Consider the following 15,827-nt stretch of genomic DNA (forward strand, 5'->3'; position numbering starts at 1 on the left):
ACCTGTGACCTCGAGGCCTCGATCGAGGTTATAAGGTCGCAGGGGTGAACCAAGGCGAAGCTGGTCTATTGTGACGGGGATGTTCCAAGACGCTCCCCCCGCACCGCCCGCCCGACTTTCCGAAATCACGGTGACGGCCGCCCGCCTGCCGCCCGCCGCCGCCGACGCCGCCTTTTCGGTGGTGCGGCTGGACGAGAGGGTGCTGGAGCGGTCCGCCCGTCTGGACGAGGCCCTGCGAACCGTGCCGGCCGTGTCCCTGTTCCGCCGCACCTCCAGCCTGGCCGCCAATCCGACGACCCAGGGGATTTCGCTACGAGCCATCGCGCCGTCGGGCGCGGGGCGGACCCTGGTCACGCTGGACGGGGTTCCTCTGAACGATCCGTTCGGGGGCTGGGTGATCTGGTCCCAGGTCGCGCCGGAAGCGCTGGAGCGGGTGGATATCGTGCGCGGCGCGGGGGCGGGGCCCTATGGCGCCGGCGCCCTGACCGGGGTCATCGGCCTGACGGAACGGGACAGCGGCGGGGTGCTGGACCTGTCGGTCGCCGAGCGCGGCGGGGCCAGGGTCGCGGGCTCCGGCTCGACCCAGATGGGGCTGTTCGGCGTGACCTTGTCGGGTCTGTACGAGACCAGCGACGGCTATACGCCGGTGCGCGGGCCGGCGGCGGGGGCGGCGGACAGGCCGCTGGACCTGGACAGCCACAGCGCGGCCCTGCGGGTCGATGCGCCGCTGGACGGGGTGAACCTGCAAGGGGCGAACCTGTCGCTGCGGGCGGCGACCTGGGAGGAGGATCGCGGGTCCGGCCTGCTGAACGCCCGGTCCAACGCCAGCGGCCACAGCCTGAGCGCCACGGCGGCCAAGGCGCCGCCCGTCGACGGCTACGGCTGGCGGCTGCAGGCCTGGCGGATCGAGAGCAATTTCGCCAACAGCTCGGCCTCGGTGGCGGCGGATCGGTCGACGACGACGCCGGCCAACAGTCAGTACAAGACCCCCGCCACGGGCTGGGGGGTGAACGCGGCCCTGCGCCGCCGCACCGCCGACGTCGCCGGCGGGCGGCTGGAATGGGAGGTCGGGGCCGACGTTCGGTTCAACGAGGGGGCGACCAACGAATTCTTCAGCAATCCCACCGGCGCGGGCTTTGCGCGCGGGCGTCGGGCGGGTGGCGAGACCTCGGTGGCCGGCGGTTATGTGGACGGGTCCTGGACCGACGGGGACTGGTTGATCGCGGGCGGGGTGCGCTACGACCATTGGAAGAACGAGGCGGGCTTCCGCTACGAATACACCCTGGCGACCGGCGCGCCGATCCTGGACGAGATGGACGAAGACCGGTCGGGCGAGGTGTTTAGCGCCCGTCTGGCGGCGCGACGCGATCTGAGCCGTCTGCTGGGCGCGGGCTACGCCTGGCGGGCGGCGGCCTATTCCGGTTTCCGGCCGGCGACGCTGAATGAACTGCACCGGCCGTTCCGGGTGGGCAACGACATCACCGAGGCCAATTCGGCGCTGGAGCCCGAGACCCTGCGCGGCATCGAGACGGGCCTGGCCTACGACCGGGACGGGATCGCCTGGGGGGCGACGGTCTTCTGGAACGAGATCGAGGACGCCATCGTCAATGTCACCATCGGCGAGGGGCCGGGGACCTTCCCCCGCGCGGGCTTCGTGCCCGCCGGCGGGGTGCTGCGCCAGCGCCAGAACGCCGGGACCATCGAGGCCTGGGGCGTCGAGCTGAACGGGTCCATCCAGGCGACCGAGGCCGTGTCGCTGAACGCGGCCCTGTCCTGGACCGACGCCGAGATGGACGGCGGGACGGCGGCGCCGCAGCTGACCGGCCTGCGTCCGGCCCAGGCGCCGGAATGGAGCGCGACCGCGGGTCTGGACTGGCGGGCGACGCAGCGCCTGACCCTGGGCCTGGCGGCGCGGTATGAATCGGCGCGGTTCGACGATGACCTGAACAGCCGGACCCTGGACCCCGCCGTGACCCTGGACGCCCGGGCGGAGTGGGCGGCGCGCGAAGGCGTCATGGTCTGGGCCGCCCTGGACAACGCCTTTGATGAAGAGGTCGAGGTGTCGATGACCGGGACCGACGTCGCCGGCTACGCCCCGCCGCGCACGGTGCGGGCCGGGGTGAGATTCAGCTACTGACGATCTCTGCGGCGATTTCGTCGCACGGACTGCTATTGAAAACGGTTCGCAACAGTGGCACAGCCAACTTGTGACCGAACGCGCCGCACACCCTCAGGCCGAGCTCCCCGCCAAGGACTCGAAGAAGCCGAAGGCGGCGCTGAACGGCGCGCGGTCCTTCTGGCTGAAACAGCTGCATTCCTGGCACTGGATTTCGGCGGCGGTCAGTCTGGTCGGACTGATCCTGTTCGCGATCACCGGCGTCACCCTGAACCACGCGGCCTCGATCCCCGCCGATCCGGTGACGGTCGAACAGACGGCGGCCCTTCCGGCGCCCCTGGCGGCGCGTCTGGCCGACTTCCCCGAGGAGACGACCGATCCCGTCCCCGACGCCGTCGCCCGCTGGTCGGCGCAGACGCTGAAGGCCGAGATCGCCGGCAAGCCGACCGAAACCACGGCCGAGGAAATCTATGTGGCCCTGCCCACGCCCGGCGGCGACGGATGGGTGACCATCGACCGTTCAACGGGTGATGTGTTGCACGAGAAGACGACGCGGGGATGGATCGCCTACCTCAACGACCTGCACAAGGGGCGCAACGCCGGGGCGGTCTGGTTCTGGTTCATCGACGTCTTCGCCGTCGCCTGCCTGATCTTCGCCCTGACGGGGCTGGGGCTGATGTGGCTGCACGCCAAGGGGCGGCCCTCCACCTGGCCGCTGGCGGCCCTGGGGCTGCTCGTGCCCGTCGTCATCGCCCTGATCTTCATTCATTGAGCTGAACTTCGCTGAGAGTGTCCCGGATGCGCCTTCTCCCCATCGTCGTCACCACCGTCGGCCTGGCCGCCGCCGCGCCCGCCCTGGCTGCGGACCTGTCGGTCACGGTCGATGTGCCGCGTCTGAACACCGCCTCCTATCATCGACCCTATGTGGCGGTGTGGATCGAACGGCCGGATCAGACAGCGGTCCAGACCCTGGCGGTCTGGTACCAGCAGACCCGCAACAACGAGGGCGACGGCAAGGACTGGCTGAAGGACCTGCGCACCTGGTGGCGCAAGGGCGGCCGGGCCATGAGCCTGCCGGCCGACGGGGTGTCGGGCGCCACCCGCGCGCCGGGGCGCCAGACCATCACCGTCCCCGCCGCCCGCCTGCGCGGCCTGCAGCCGGGCCAGTACACCGTCGTTGTCGAGGCGGCCCGCGAACTGGGCGGCCGCGAGGTCGTGCGCGTGCCCTTCCGCTGGGGCGGCGCCAATACCGCCAATGCTTCCGGCTCCACCGAACTGGGCGCCGTGCGCGTCACCGTCTCTCGCTGAGGAACAGACCCATGAAAAAGACGATCACGCTTCTGGCCTTCGCCGCCGCCCTGGCCGCGCCGATGGCCGCCCAGGCCCACCGCGCCTGGATGGCGCCGACCTCGACCAGCCTGTCGGGCAATGACGCCTGGGTCGGCTTCGACGCCGGCATGTCGAACGGGGTCTTCATCCCCGACCACGCCGCTATGCGGATGAACGGCCTGGTGGTGACGGCGCCGGACGGTTCGACCGTTCAGCCCGAGCACCTGATGCAGGGCCAGTACCGCACCACCTTCGACGTCCATCTGACGCAGAACGGCACCTACAAGGTCGCCAATGTCATGGGCGGCGTGATGGCCAGCTACAAGCTGAACGGCGAACAGAAGCGCTGGCGCGGTTCGGCGGCAGAATATCCGGCGGCCCTGCCCGCCGACGCGACCGAGGTGCAGGCGACCCGCACCGCCAGCCGGATCGAAACCTTCGTCACCCTGAACAACCCGACCGAGACCGTGTTCAAGACGACGGGCGAGGGTCTGGAACTGATCCCCGTCACCCATCCCAATGACCTGGTCGCCGGCGAGGCCGCGACCTTCAAACTGGTCAAGGACGGTCAGCCGGCCGCGGATCTGGACGTGACCATCGCGCGTGGCGGCCTGCGCTATCGCGACAATCCCGAGGAGATGACGGTCAAGACCGGCGCCGACGGCGCCTTCACCGTCACCTGGCCGGAAGCCGGCATGTACTGGCTGAACGCCTCGGTCCGCGCGCCGGCCCAGGGCGAGGCGCTGGGCTCGAACGCCAGCTATGTGGCGGTGATGGAAGTCCTGCCCTAAGCCACGGGCATGTCCGACACTCCCTTCTCGCGCGGATCCCGCGCCGCCCCGCCCACGGTCACGCTCGGCGACCCGGTTCCGCTTGCGGATCGGGCCGACAACCGGGTGCTGATTCCGCCGATGGACGGGGTTCCGCCCCGTCCGCCCGGCGACCGCATCCTGTCGCTGGGCGGCCCGACCATGGGAACGACCTGGAGCGCGCGGGTGATCGGCCCGCCGGGCCTGAGCGAGACGGCGGTCCAGGCGGCCGTGGAGGAAGAACTGGCGGCGGTGATCGCCGTCTTCAGCCCGTGGGAGCCGTCCAGCGAGATCAGCCGCTTCAACGCCGCTCCCGAAGGAGTGTGGGCGGTGTCCCAGCCCTTCTGGGACCTTCTGGACGCCGCCATGGACCTGGGCGACGAGACGAACGGCGCGGTCGATCCGACCCTGGGCGCCCTGGTCGACCTGTGGGGATTCGGCCCGCCCGGACCGCGTTCGCCCCTGCTGCCCGTGCCCTCGGACGAAGAGGTCGAGGCGGCGCTGAAATTGTCCGGTTGGCAAAAGCTGCGGCTGAACCGCGAGGCGCGCGCGGTCATGCAGCTGGGCGGCATGAGGCTGGACGTCTCCGGCATCGCCAAGGGGCATGCGGTGGACCGGGTCTCGGACCGGTTGACGGCCATGGGGGCGACCTCGCACCTGGTGGAGATCGGCGGCGAGTTGAAGGGGCGCGGCGTCAAGCCCGACGCCCAGCCCTGGTGGGTCGAGATCGAGCGGGTCGCAGGATCGCCGGCGCCGCGCACCGTGGCGGCCCTGTACGACATGGCCATGGCGACCAGCGGCGACTATCGCCGCGCCTTCGAACATAACGGCCGCCTGTATCCGCATACGCTGGACGGATCGACCGGGCGGCCGGTGAGCAACGCCCTGGCGTCGGTGACGGTGCTGCACGCCTCGGCCATGAAGGCCGACGCCTACGCCACGGCCCTGACGGTCATGGGGCCGTTCGAGGGGCCCGACTATGCCGAGGCGGTCGGCCTGGCCGCCCATTTCGTCGAGCGGACCGAGCGCGGCCTGGTCGAACGGATGACGCCCGTCTTCGCCGCCATGATGGACGACCCCGCCCTGGAGGGGCCGGGGTGACGCACGAGCCGGCGCGTTGGCTGTGGGCCGTCGGAGCGACGGTCCTGTGGTTGGTCCTGACCGGCTTCATCGTCTGGCGCGAACGCCGGGCGAAGGCGGCGGCGCGCGCCCAATCGGACGCCATGGCCGGAGTCGGCGAGAGCGTGCTGGTCGCCTTCGTCAGCCAGACGGGTTTCGCCGAGCAACTGGCCTGGATGACGGCCAGGGCCCTGCAGGACGGCGGGGTGGGGGCGCGGGTTTTGTCCTTCGCCGATCTGGACAGCGCGACGCTGAAGGCCGCAGGCCGGGCCTTGCTGATCGTGTCCACGACGGGCGAGGGCGATCCGCCCGACGCGGCGGCGCGGTTCGTGCGCAAGACCATGGGGCAGGGGGCGGATCTGGCGGGCCTGCGCTTCGGCCTTCTGGCCCTGGGCGACCGCAGCTACGACCAGTTCTGCGGCTTCGGCCATGCGGTGGACGGCTGGCTGCGGCGGTGGGGCGCCGAGCCCCTGTTCGACCTGGTCGAGGTCGACAACGGCGAGGCCGGGGCCATCCGCCGCTGGCAGCACCAGTTGAACCAGATCACCGGCCGTCTCGCGGCGCCCGACTGGGCGCCGGCGGCCTTCTATCCGTGGCGGCTGGTCGAGCGGACCCTGGTTAATCCGGGCAGTCCGGGCGGGGCGGCCTATCACCTCGCGTTCGAACCAGTCGGGTCCGCGCCGGACTGGGCGGCGGGCGATATCGCGGAAGTGGGCCTTCCGGAGCGGGACGGGGTCACGCCCGGCGCGCGCGAATATTCCATCGCCTCCCTGCCGTCGGACGGGCGGGTCGAGTGCCTGATCCGCCTGATGCGCCGCCCCGACGGGACGCCGGGCCTGGCGTCGGGCTGGCTGACGCAGGATCTGGCGGTCGGCGACGAGATCGGCATGCGGCTGAGGACCAACCGCAGCTTTCACGGGCCGGCGGACGAGACGCCGATGATCGTGATCGGCAACGGCACGGGAATCGCGGGATTGCGGGCGCATCTGAAGGCGCGGAGCCCGGCCGGGGGCGGGGCCTGGCTGTTGTTCGGCGAGCGGACGCGGGCGCACGACGCCTTCTTCGACGCTGAGCTTCAGGGATGGCTGGAGTCGGGTGTGCTGCGTCGGCTGGATCGCGCCTTCTCGCGCGATGCGGGCGACGGCCGCTATGTGCAGGATCTGGTCGCCGGGGCGGCGGACGAACTGCGCGACTGGATCGGTCGCGGCGCCACCATCCATGTCTGCGGCAGTCTGGAGGGCATGGCCGCAGGCGTTCATGCGGCGCTGGAGACCGCCTTGGCCGCCGAGGCTCTGCTGGACCTGCTCGAAACCGGTCGTTACCGCCGCGACGTCTATTAGGGCTGCCGCCCGCCGGGCCTTCCTGCCATCAATAGAGCAACGAAAGGGAGGAACCGATGATTTCCATGCTGCTGGCGGCGGCGCTTTCGACCCTGCCGCAAACGCCCGCCGCTCCGACTGGGTACACCCTGACCTGGTCCGACGAATTCTCTGGCGACGGCCTGCCTGACGCCTCGAAGTGGCGATACGACACCCAGGCCAACAAGACCGGCTGGTATAACGAGGAGCTGCAGTACTATTCCGCCGCGCGGCCTGAGAACGCCCGGATCGAGGACGGCGTCCTGATCATCGAGGCGCGGCGAGAGACCCTCAACCCGCCCCCGGCCGACTGGGGCGGACAGGCCTACACCTCGGCGCGGATGATCTCGACCACCGCCTGGTCACGCGGCTTCATCGAGACCCGCGCCAAGATTCCTTGCGGACGCGGCAGCTGGCCGGCCATCTGGATGTTGCCCGAAAAGGCGGCCGGCTGGCCCATCGGCGGCGAGATCGACATCATGGAGCATGTCGGCCATCGCTCCGGCGTGGTGCACGGCTCGATCCACACCGAGGCCTACAACCATGTGAAGGGCACCCAGAGCACGGCGACGCGCCAGGTCGCGGACGCCTGCGACGCCTTTCACCGCTATCAGGTGCGCTGGACGCCGGACGAGATCGTCTTCCTTATCGACGACCAGCCCTTCCACCGCTTCGCCAACGATCAGACGGGCGATGTGGAGACCTGGCCGTTCGACAAGCCGTTCCACCTGATCCTGAACGTCGCCGTGGGCGGAACCTGGGGCGGCGAGGAGGGCGTCGACGACGCCGTCTTCCCGCAGCGGATGGAGGTCGACTACGTCCGGGTCTATCAGCCGGCCGACTGATCCAGTCGGCCCAGCAGGTCGACCGCGAAGCTGGACAGGGTGTCGTCGCGGGCGCCCATGACGATGATGCGGTCGCCCGGTTGCGCCATCTGCACGATCCGGTCGCCGCATTCGGCGCGGGTCGGCAGGGCCTCCGCCTGACGGCCGGCGGCGCGGACGCCCGAGGCGATGTCTTCTGAGCCGACGCTGCGGTCGGTGGTGCCGCCGTAATAGACCGGCTCGGGCATCAGAAGGACGTCGTCCTCGCGCATCAGGCCGGCGAAACCGTCGATGAATTCCTGCCGCATCAGTTTCAGCGGACCGAAGCCGTGGGGCTGGAACAGGATCAGCAGGCGGCCGTCGAAGGCGTGCAGGGTCTTGAGCGTGGCGGCGATCTTGTCCGGGTTATGGGCGAAGTCGTCGATGACGGTGATGGCGTTCACCGTCCCGACCACCTCCATCCGGCGACGGATGCCGGCGAAGGTCTCCAGCGCCTTGACCGCCTGGCCCGTCGGCACGTCCAGCGCCTTGACCGCACCCAGGGCCGCAAGCGCATTGGCGACATTGTGGGCGCCGGGGACGTTCAGGACGACGTCATATTCGCTCCAGCCCTCCATCAGGCGGAACTTCATGCCCGTGGGCGTCGGCTGAAGGTCGTAGGCGGACAGGTCGGCCTTTTCCTCGCCCAGGGCGAAGGTGATCGCTTTCCCGGCCGGAAGCGTCTGGACCAGGGCGGCGGTCTCGGGATTGTCGAGGTTCAGCACCGCCGTGGCCGCGCGGCCGGTGAAGCCGCCGAACAGGTCGCGCAGCTCCTCCATCGACTTGTGATCCAGCGAGATGTTGGAGACGACGGCGACGGTGGGGTCATAGCCGGCGATGGAGCCGTCGGACTCGTCCACCTCGGCGACGAACAGGTCGGAGGCGCCGACCAGGGCGCTGGCGAACGGATGGTCGGCGTCGGCGAAATTCTTCATCACCGCCCCATTGACGACGGTGGGGTTGCGTTCGGCCTGGCTCAGGATCCAGGCGATCATGCCGGTGATGGTGGACTTGCCGCTGGTGCCCGCGACGCCGACCGAGGTCGGGGCGGCGTTGAACAGCTGGCTGAGCAGCTGGGGCCGGGTCTTGATGACGGCGCCGACGCGGCGGGCGGCGCCTATGTCGGGCACGGTGTCTTCAATTGCACCGGTGGCCACGACGGTCTGGGCTGAACGGGTCACGCCGGAACCGTCCTGGGGATGCAGGGTCACGCCATGGGCGCGCAGCCAGTCGAACTTCTCGGGCGTGCGGCCCTGGTCCAGCGCGCGGTCGGAACCTTCGATACGGTGGCCCTGGGCCTGGACGATCAGGGCCAGGGGCAGCATGCCCGACCCGCCGATGCCGCAGAAGAAATAGGAGGCGTCTTGGTTCATGCCCCCTTAGAACAGGGGATCGGGCCGGTCCGCCAGTGCAGGATCGCAATATTCGACGAAGAAGACGGACGTGACGAGCAACACCTTCAAGATCGGCGTCGTCTGCGCCAGTTCGCGCTTCTCGAAGGCGCGCGCCGAGACCGTCGAGGCCTGGATGGCCGAGCATCATCCCGACGGGGATGTGGCGGTGGTTTTCCACCCCGCCTGTTTCCTGAAACACGGCCATTTCGCCGGGGACGACCGGGCGCGGGCCGACGCCTTCGTCGAGTTCGCCAATGACCCGCGCATTGATGCGATCTGGTTCGCGCGCGGCGGCTATGGATCCTGCCGCATCGCCGAGTCGGTCATTCCGCGCCTGAACGCCGTGGCCCGAAAGAAGCGCTATATGGGCTATTCCGACGCCGGCAGCCTGCTGGCCGGAATGTACAGGGCCGGGTTCGAACATCTGGCCCACGGCCCGATGGCCTCGGATGCGGTGCGCCGCGACGAGGCGGCGCGCGGCGCCCTGGCCTGGCTGACGACCGGACGCACCGACTGGATCGAACCCTCGCTGGCGATCGATCCGCGCCCCGCCGTCGCCTTCAACCTGACCATCCTGGACCAACTGGTCGGCACGGCGCTGGAGCCCGACTTGTCGGGCCACGTCCTGATGCTGGAGGAGGTGTCGGAGGCCGCCTATCGGATCGACCGGATGATGTTTCACTTGACGGGGCAGGAGTCGATCCGACGTGTTGCCGGAATTCGCCTGGGACGTGTTTCCGATGTCACGCCAAACGATCCCGATTTCGGACAGACTCCGGAGGAGATTGTTCGATACTGGTGCCTGAGATCCGGCATAGAATTCCTGGGACCGGCCGATATCGGGCACGACGACGCCAACAAGGTAGCGCCCTTCGGTCGCGGCTGAGGCGAACCGCCCGAGACGCAAAAGACACAGTCTCGCCTTGATCTGCCGGCCCGCGCCTGACGCCCTCTCGACACATCCTGCGTCTGCACGTCAGATGCAGGTCCGCGAGGCGTTAGGACTTCGTTAAGCCAAGGCGTTGGGGGACGCTGCGGTTACGCCTTCTGCGATGCGGCGGTTCGTTCGGACTTCGGGGGATGCCCGGACGAACCGCCTGATCGTTCTCCGATCATCGACGTGCCCGATCATCGACGTGAAGCGCCGCAAGGCTTATGGATCGCCCGGTGCGTTTCGACGAAAGATTCATCGATGAACTGAAGGCCCGCCTTCGCCCGTCCGACGTGATCGGGCGGACGGTGAAGCTCAAGCGGCAGGGGCGGGAATATGTCGGCCTGTCGCCCTTCTCGAAGGAGAAGTCGCCGTCCTTCTTCGTCAATGACGACAAGGGCTTCTTCCACGACTTCTCGTCCGGCAAACACGGCGACATCATCTCCTTCCTGCAGGAGACCGAGCGACTCAGCTTCGTCGAGGCGGTGCAGCGGCTGGCCGGCGAGGCGGGCATGCAACTGCCGGCCGAGGACCCCAAGGAGGCCGAGCGCGAACAGAAGCGCCTGGGCCTGTCCGAGTGGATGGACCTGGCCCAGAAGTGGTTCGCCGCCAATCTGCGACGCACGCCCGGCAAGGCGGCGCGGGAATATCTGGAGAAACGCGGCCTGCCCGAGGATCAGTGGGAGCGGTTCGGCCTGGGCTATGCGCCCAATGACCGCGAAGGGCTGAAACAGGCCCTGGTCCAGCGCGGGGCGCGACCGGCCGAGCTGGTCGAGGCCGGCTTGCTGATCTCGCCGGAAAGCGGAGGGCAGCCCTATGACCGGTTCCGCGACCGGCTGATGTTCCCCATCCTGGACGCGCGCGGCCGGATCGTCAGCTTCGGTGGCCGGGCCATGAACCCCGACGACCGGGCCAAATATCTGAACGGTCCCGAGAGCCCGCTGTTTCACAAGGGGGCCACCCTCTATGGCCTGCCCGAGGCGCGGCGGATCCTGGGGGCGGAGAGCCGGAACGACCAGGCCATCATCGTGGTCGAAGGCTATATGGACGTCATCGCCTGCCAGCGCGCGGGCCTGCCGGCCGTGGCGCCGATGGGCACGGCCCTGACCGAAGAACAGATGGAGCGGCTGTGGCGGGTCAGCCATGAGCCGGTGCTGTGTTTCGACGGCGATGCGGCGGGACTGCGGGCCGCCTATCGCGCCATCGAACGGTCGCTGCCGCTGCTGAAGGCGGGGCGGTCGTTCCGCTTCTCGCTGCTGAGCGGGGGGCAGGATCCCGACGACATCCTGCGCGACAAGGGGGCGCCCGCCCTGCGCCAGGCCCTGGCCGACACCCACGGCTTCGCCGAGGTGCTGTTCCGCCGCGAGCAGGACGTCGAGCCGCTGGATACGCCGGAGCGCAAGGCCGGCTTCAAGGCGCGGCTGCGGACCGCCGCCTCGGCCATTCAGGACAAGGACCTGGCGGAACAGTATCGCCGCGATCTGTTCGACCGGTTCGACGCCCTGTTTCCGCGCGCCCCCCAGCGTGCGCCCTGGACGCCGGGGCAGGGGCGGGGTCGGTTCGGGCCGCCGCCGAAACTGGGTCAGACGGTCGAGGGGGCGCAGGCGATGCAGTCCCTGTTCCGCGCCGTCAGCCCGGTGGCCGCCGCCCTGGCCTATGCCGCCATCGACGATATCGAGCGGCTGGACGACCATCTGGAAGAGGTCAGCGTCCAGGGCTTCGGCGACGCCGCGCTGGAGGGGCTGGCCCAGGAACTGGTGCGGTTGCGCCTGTCCGGTCAGGCGTCCGATGCGGCCGTGGTGCGGCATCGACTGCGCGATTCCGGCTTCGAGCCTCTGCTGAAGGAAATCGAGAAGGCGGCGTCCAAGTCGGGCGCCTCCTTCCTGTCGTCGGATCTGACCGTGGCGGAATCGCGGGCTCACTGGCTGAAGGTGTTCGGCCTGATGACCCATCTGGCCGCCCTGTCCCGCGCCATCGAAACCGCCAAACAGGACATGGGCCAGGGCACGGGCATCGACGCCCTGGTGCGGCTGAAGGCCGAACGCGACGCCATCACCCGTTCGTTCGCGGCGCCGGACTTCTGGACCACCCTGATCTGATCCGCGCCGATTGGCGGGCTTCAGGATCTGGAGTAGTCTCGCACCATGGATGGTTCCCAGCCTGTCAGGATCACGCGCGAGGGCGATCATCAGGTCGTCCACCTGCCGAGCGGCGTCGCCGTTCCGGCGGACGCCGTGGTGCGTCAGGAGGGTGAGCGGCTGATCATCGAACGGGCGGGGCCGCGGATGGGGTCTGTCGAAAAACTGCTGGCTGTTCTGGCGACCATGGAGCCTATCGACGAACGGCTCGCCCCCTTCGATGACCCGCCTCCAGAGCCGGTCGATCTTTGAGCGGCTATGCTGGACACCAATGCGGGGTCGGATCTGATGTACGATCCGCTCGGCCCGGTCGGACAGCGGATGGCGATGGTCGCTACGGGCGATGTCTGTATCAGTCTGATCGTCGTTGCGGAGTTGCGGTTTGGCGTCGCCAAGTCCGGTTCTCTCCGGATCGCCGCGCAACTCGAGACCGTGCTTTCGGGTCTGTCCATCAGGGCGTGGGAAGCGCCCGCCGACTACATCTACGGCGACATCCGCGCCGACCTGCAGAGGCGAGGCCGACTCATAGGAGCCAACGATCTGCTGATCGCCGCCCACGCCCTGACGCTGGACTGTATCCTCGTCACCGACAATGAACGTGAATTCTCGCGTGTGCCCGGACTGCGGGTTGAGAACTGGCTACGTCCTGGTTAGGCGGCCTTGACTCTGCGGGCGCGCGACGCCATCTGGCGCAATCGGATCATGATGCCTTAGTGCGCGAGGTCGAGAAGGCGGCGGCAAAGCCCGACGCGCCATTCCTGGCCGCAAATGCGCCCCTCGCCGAGGCAAGGGTCCGATGGTCGCAGGCGTTCGACGTTCCAACCTCCTGGTTTGGATGGGTTGGCGGGCGCCTCAGCCCAGGCGCGTGATGCGCCCCGGGCGAGGATGGAGCGTTTCGTCGGCGGAAGGCCGCGCGGAACATGCTTCGCCATGCGATCAAAGCCGGAACGACTTGGGAAGACAGAGTGGGCGCGTAACCTTACGCCTCGCCAGGCATTGTATTTTTCGCCGGGGTGGATTGATCACCCCCTCCGGCCGGAGACGAACTGACTATGAACGCACAGACCGAGACGCAGGACGCCGAGGTTACGACCGACGGCCCCCTGCTCGATCTGACTGACGCCGGCGTCAAGAAATTCATCAAACAGGCCAAGGCGCGCGGCTATGTGACGATGGAGGAGCTGAACAAGGTCCTGCCGTCCGAGGAAGTCACGCCGGACGCCATTGAAGACACCCTGGCCATGCTGTCCGAAATGGGCGTCAACGTCGTCGAGGCCGAAGAGGACGCGCAGGAGCAGCAGTCCACCGACGTCGCCGCCGCCGCCGGAACCGCCGTCGCCGAGGCGCCCGCCAAGGCCGCCTATGACCGCACCGACGACCCCGTGCGGATGTATCTGCGCGAAATGGGCTCGGTCGAACTGCTGAGCCGCGAGGGCGAAATCGCCATCGCCAAGCGGATCGAGGCCGGTCGTGACGCCATGATCTCGGGTCTGTGCGAAAGCGCCCTGACCTTCGAGGCCATCATGGTGTGGCGCGACGAGCTTGAGAACAACCGCATCCTGCTGCGCGAGGTCATCGACCTTGACGCCACCTACGGCGTGCTGAACCCCTCGTCCCTGCCCGGCGCCGTCCAGCCCGAGGCGGAAGAGGAAGAAGAGGCCGAAGAAAAGCCGGCCGCTGAAGAAAAGCCCGAGTCAGACGACGACGATGACGATGATTTCGACGACGGCGGCGGCATGTCCGTGTCGGCGCTGGAAGCCGAGCTGCGCGATGGGGTGATGGAGGTGCTGAACCTCATCGCCGCCGACTTCAGCGAATTTCGGGGCCTGCAGGACAAGCTGGTCCAGACCCGCCTGAAGGGCGAGGTGCTGAGCGCCAAGGACTCCAAGGCCTATCAGACGCTGACGAAATCCATCTCGGATCGTCTGAAGACGATGAAGCTGAACAACAACCGTATCGAGGCCCTGGTCGAGCAGCTCTATGCGATCAACAAGCGCCTGATCGGTCTGGAAGGGCGCCTGCTGCGCCTGGCCGACAGCTACGGCATCTCGCGGCCTGAGTTCCTGAAGGCCTATTTCGGCGCCGAACTGGACCCGACCTGGACCGAGCGGATCAAGGAACAGGGCGTGCGCTGGACCAAGTTCAGCGACAACGAAGCCAGCCAGATCTCCACCATCCGCGCCGACGTCGCCGCCGTGGCCCTGGAAGCCGGGTTGCCGATCGACGACTATCGCCGCATCGTCCAGACGGTGCAGAAGGGCGAGCGCGAGGCCCGTCAGGCCAAGAAGGAAATGGTCGAGGCCAACCTGCGCCTCGTGATCTCCATCGCCAAGAAATACACCAACCGCGGCCTGCAGTTCCTGGACCTGATCCAGGAGGGCAACATCGGCCTGATGAAGGCGGTCGACAAGTTCGAGTACCGCCGCGGCTACAAGTTCTCGACCTACGCCACCTGGTGGATCCGTCAGGCGATCACTCGGTCCATCGCCGACCAGGCGCGGACTATCCGTATCCCGGTGCACATGATCGAGACGATCAACAAGATCGTCCGCACCAGCCGCCAGATGCTGCACGAGATCGGCCGCGAGCCGACCCCGGAAGAACTGGCCGAGAAACTGGCCATGCCGCTGGAGAAGGTGCGCAAGGTCCTGAAGATCGCCAAGGAGCCGATCTCGCTGGAAACCCCGATCGGGGACGAGGAAGACAGCCACCTGGGCGACTTCATCGAGGACAAGAACGCCGTCCTGCCCATCGACGCCGCCATCCAGTCGAACCTGCGCGAGACCACCACCCGCGTGCTGGCGTCCCTGACGCCGCGTGAAGAGCGGGTCCTGCGGATGCGGTTCGGCATCGGCATGAACACTGACCACACGCTGGAAGAAGTCGGCCAGCAGTTCTCGGTGACGCGCGAACGGATCCGTCAGATCGAGGCCAAGGCGCTGCGCAAGCTGAAACACCCCAGCCGGTCGCGGAAGCTGCGGTCCTTCCTGGACAGCTGAAGACGAGCAGGGGCGGCGCCGAAAGGGCCGCCCCTTTTGCCGTCAGTTGGGCGTTTCGACGACCAAGCCGACGATGCGCCGAACCAGCGGCAGGATCAGCAGCAGCACTGGGAAGGCGATCAGCCAAGACAGGCCCCAAGCCTGCATCCAGGCGGAGGGGAAGGCCGGAACGAAGCCCAGATTGCGCGCCGTGGCGATGGCCGAGACCACGAAAGTCATGAACAGTGACAGGATCAGAGGCATGATGACCGGCGCATAGCGCGCGGGCAGTCGGCGGAAGCGGATGATCGCAGGGTGAGGGTGCATGTGTGCGTCTCTCAATTTGGTCTTCGGCAATGGGCATCCGCCGGAAAGTCCGGCCCCGGCCGAAAACCGGGATGGATGCGTTGCCTGACGTGAGACGCTTACGATCGCCTGGGCGACGGGGCGCATATATCAGTTTGCGGGGTGGTCGCAACAGGCCCGACCTTTCTCTGGAACGGCCACCAGGGGCGCAGGAATAGGTCGGACTTGCCGTCGTCCTGAATTGCTGGTCTGGGGTCTGATGGGTCGAAAACACGTCAATCTGGGCTGCGCGCCCGACAAGGCCGACCTGCCGCAAAAGCGCTGCGTCGCCTGCGGCCTGTCGTTCGCGTGGCGCAGGAAGTGGGCGCGGGACTGGGATCAGGTGCGGTTCTGTTCGGATCGGTGTCGCGCGGCCGGCGCATCGCCGGAACGGCGATAGGCGGCTCTCCGCCTCGTGACCGACGCGCCATCGGGAATCGGATAGGA

The 15,827-nt window shown here is 68.3% G+C and carries 15 protein-coding genes; 13 read left to right on the forward strand and 2 right to left on the reverse strand.

Annotated features, from left to right (window positions below):
- Positions 1 to 79 precede the first annotated feature (79 nt).
- From AC07NC_RS13780 to AC07NC_RS13810, 7 genes are all read left to right on the forward strand, one after another.
- Positions 80 to 2,137 carry a TonB-dependent receptor gene (locus AC07NC_RS13780; RefSeq protein WP_494569908.1) on the forward strand — a complete coding sequence of 686 codons (2,058 nt, stop codon included), beginning with the start codon at positions 80 to 82 and terminating at the stop codon, positions 2,135 to 2,137.
- Between the two features lie 70 nt (positions 2,138 to 2,207).
- Positions 2,208 to 2,888 (forward strand): PepSY-associated TM helix domain-containing protein, encoded by a 681-nt coding sequence (locus tag AC07NC_RS13785; protein ID WP_292150137.1) that lies wholly within the window; start codon positions 2,208 to 2,210, stop codon positions 2,886 to 2,888.
- Positions 2,889 to 2,914: 26 nt separating this feature from the next.
- The gene (locus tag AC07NC_RS13790; protein ID WP_008262166.1) at positions 2,915 to 3,424 is read left to right on the forward strand and encodes a DUF2271 domain-containing protein; all 510 of its coding nucleotides are present in this window, start codon (positions 2,915 to 2,917) and stop codon (positions 3,422 to 3,424) included.
- A gap of 11 nt (positions 3,425 to 3,435) precedes the next feature.
- A complete protein-coding gene (locus AC07NC_RS13795) occupies positions 3,436 to 4,236 on the forward strand; it encodes a DUF4198 domain-containing protein (protein ID WP_494569909.1) in 801 nt (266 codons plus the stop codon).
- Positions 4,237 to 4,245: 9 nt separating this feature from the next.
- Positions 4,246 to 5,355, forward strand: coding sequence for an FAD:protein FMN transferase (locus AC07NC_RS13800; RefSeq protein WP_154725636.1), 1,110 nt, complete (start codon positions 4,246 to 4,248; stop codon positions 5,353 to 5,355).
- Positions 5,352 to 6,713, forward strand: a complete 1,362-nt coding sequence (locus AC07NC_RS13805) for a sulfite reductase subunit alpha (protein WP_494569910.1) — start codon at positions 5,352 to 5,354, stop codon at positions 6,711 to 6,713. The genes AC07NC_RS13800 and AC07NC_RS13805 overlap by 4 nt, the downstream gene beginning before the upstream one ends.
- A 56-nt stretch (positions 6,714 to 6,769) precedes the next feature.
- Complete coding sequence (locus AC07NC_RS13810) at positions 6,770 to 7,576, forward strand: glycoside hydrolase family 16 protein (protein ID WP_494569911.1); 807 nt, start codon at positions 6,770 to 6,772, stop codon at positions 7,574 to 7,576.
- On the opposite strand, the gene AC07NC_RS13815 is transcribed toward AC07NC_RS13810, so the two are convergent.
- Complete coding sequence (locus AC07NC_RS13815) at positions 7,561 to 8,967, reverse strand: UDP-N-acetylmuramate--L-alanine ligase (protein ID WP_494569912.1); 1,407 nt, start codon at positions 8,965 to 8,967, stop codon at positions 7,561 to 7,563. The two genes, AC07NC_RS13810 and AC07NC_RS13815, sit on opposite strands and share 16 nt — an antisense overlap.
- A gap of 70 nt (positions 8,968 to 9,037) precedes the next feature.
- On the opposite strand from AC07NC_RS13815, the gene AC07NC_RS13820 reads away from it, so the two are divergent.
- The 5 genes from AC07NC_RS13820 (at position 9,038) to rpoD (ending at position 15,056) form a co-directional block, all read left to right on the forward strand.
- Positions 9,038 to 9,874, forward strand: a complete 837-nt coding sequence (locus tag AC07NC_RS13820; RefSeq protein ID WP_494569913.1) for an LD-carboxypeptidase — start codon at positions 9,038 to 9,040, stop codon at positions 9,872 to 9,874.
- A gap of 281 nt (positions 9,875 to 10,155) precedes the next feature.
- Positions 10,156 to 12,018 (forward strand): DNA primase, encoded by a 1,863-nt coding sequence (gene dnaG / locus AC07NC_RS13825; protein WP_494569914.1) that lies wholly within the window; start codon positions 10,156 to 10,158, stop codon positions 12,016 to 12,018.
- A gap of 45 nt (positions 12,019 to 12,063) precedes the next feature.
- Positions 12,064 to 12,309: a hypothetical protein gene (locus AC07NC_RS13830; RefSeq protein WP_035307791.1), complete on the forward strand. Its 246-nt coding sequence runs from the start codon at positions 12,064 to 12,066 to the stop codon at positions 12,307 to 12,309.
- Positions 12,310 to 12,315: 6 nt separating this feature from the next.
- Positions 12,316 to 12,711 carry a type II toxin-antitoxin system VapC family toxin gene (locus AC07NC_RS13835; RefSeq protein WP_494569915.1) on the forward strand — a complete coding sequence of 132 codons (396 nt, stop codon included), beginning with the start codon at positions 12,316 to 12,318 and terminating at the stop codon, positions 12,709 to 12,711.
- Between the two features lie 398 nt (positions 12,712 to 13,109).
- Entirely contained in the window at positions 13,110 to 15,056 is a 1,947-nt protein-coding gene (rpoD, locus tag AC07NC_RS13840) for an RNA polymerase sigma factor RpoD (protein WP_035307793.1), read from the forward strand.
- Between the two features lie 42 nt (positions 15,057 to 15,098).
- Here rpoD and AC07NC_RS13845 read toward each other — a convergent pair whose 3' ends face one another.
- On the reverse strand, positions 15,099 to 15,362 hold the full coding sequence (locus tag AC07NC_RS13845; protein WP_494569916.1) for a DUF2798 domain-containing protein: 264 nt from the start codon (positions 15,360 to 15,362) through the stop codon (positions 15,099 to 15,101).
- Between the two features lie 238 nt (positions 15,363 to 15,600).
- On the opposite strand from AC07NC_RS13845, the gene AC07NC_RS13850 reads away from it, so the two are divergent.
- Positions 15,601 to 15,780 carry a DUF2256 domain-containing protein gene (locus AC07NC_RS13850; RefSeq protein ID WP_492072615.1) on the forward strand — a complete coding sequence of 60 codons (180 nt, stop codon included), beginning with the start codon at positions 15,601 to 15,603 and terminating at the stop codon, positions 15,778 to 15,780.
- Positions 15,781 to 15,827 lie beyond the last annotated feature (47 nt).

Source organism: Brevundimonas sp. GW821-FHT10A07, from assembly GCF_059415785.1.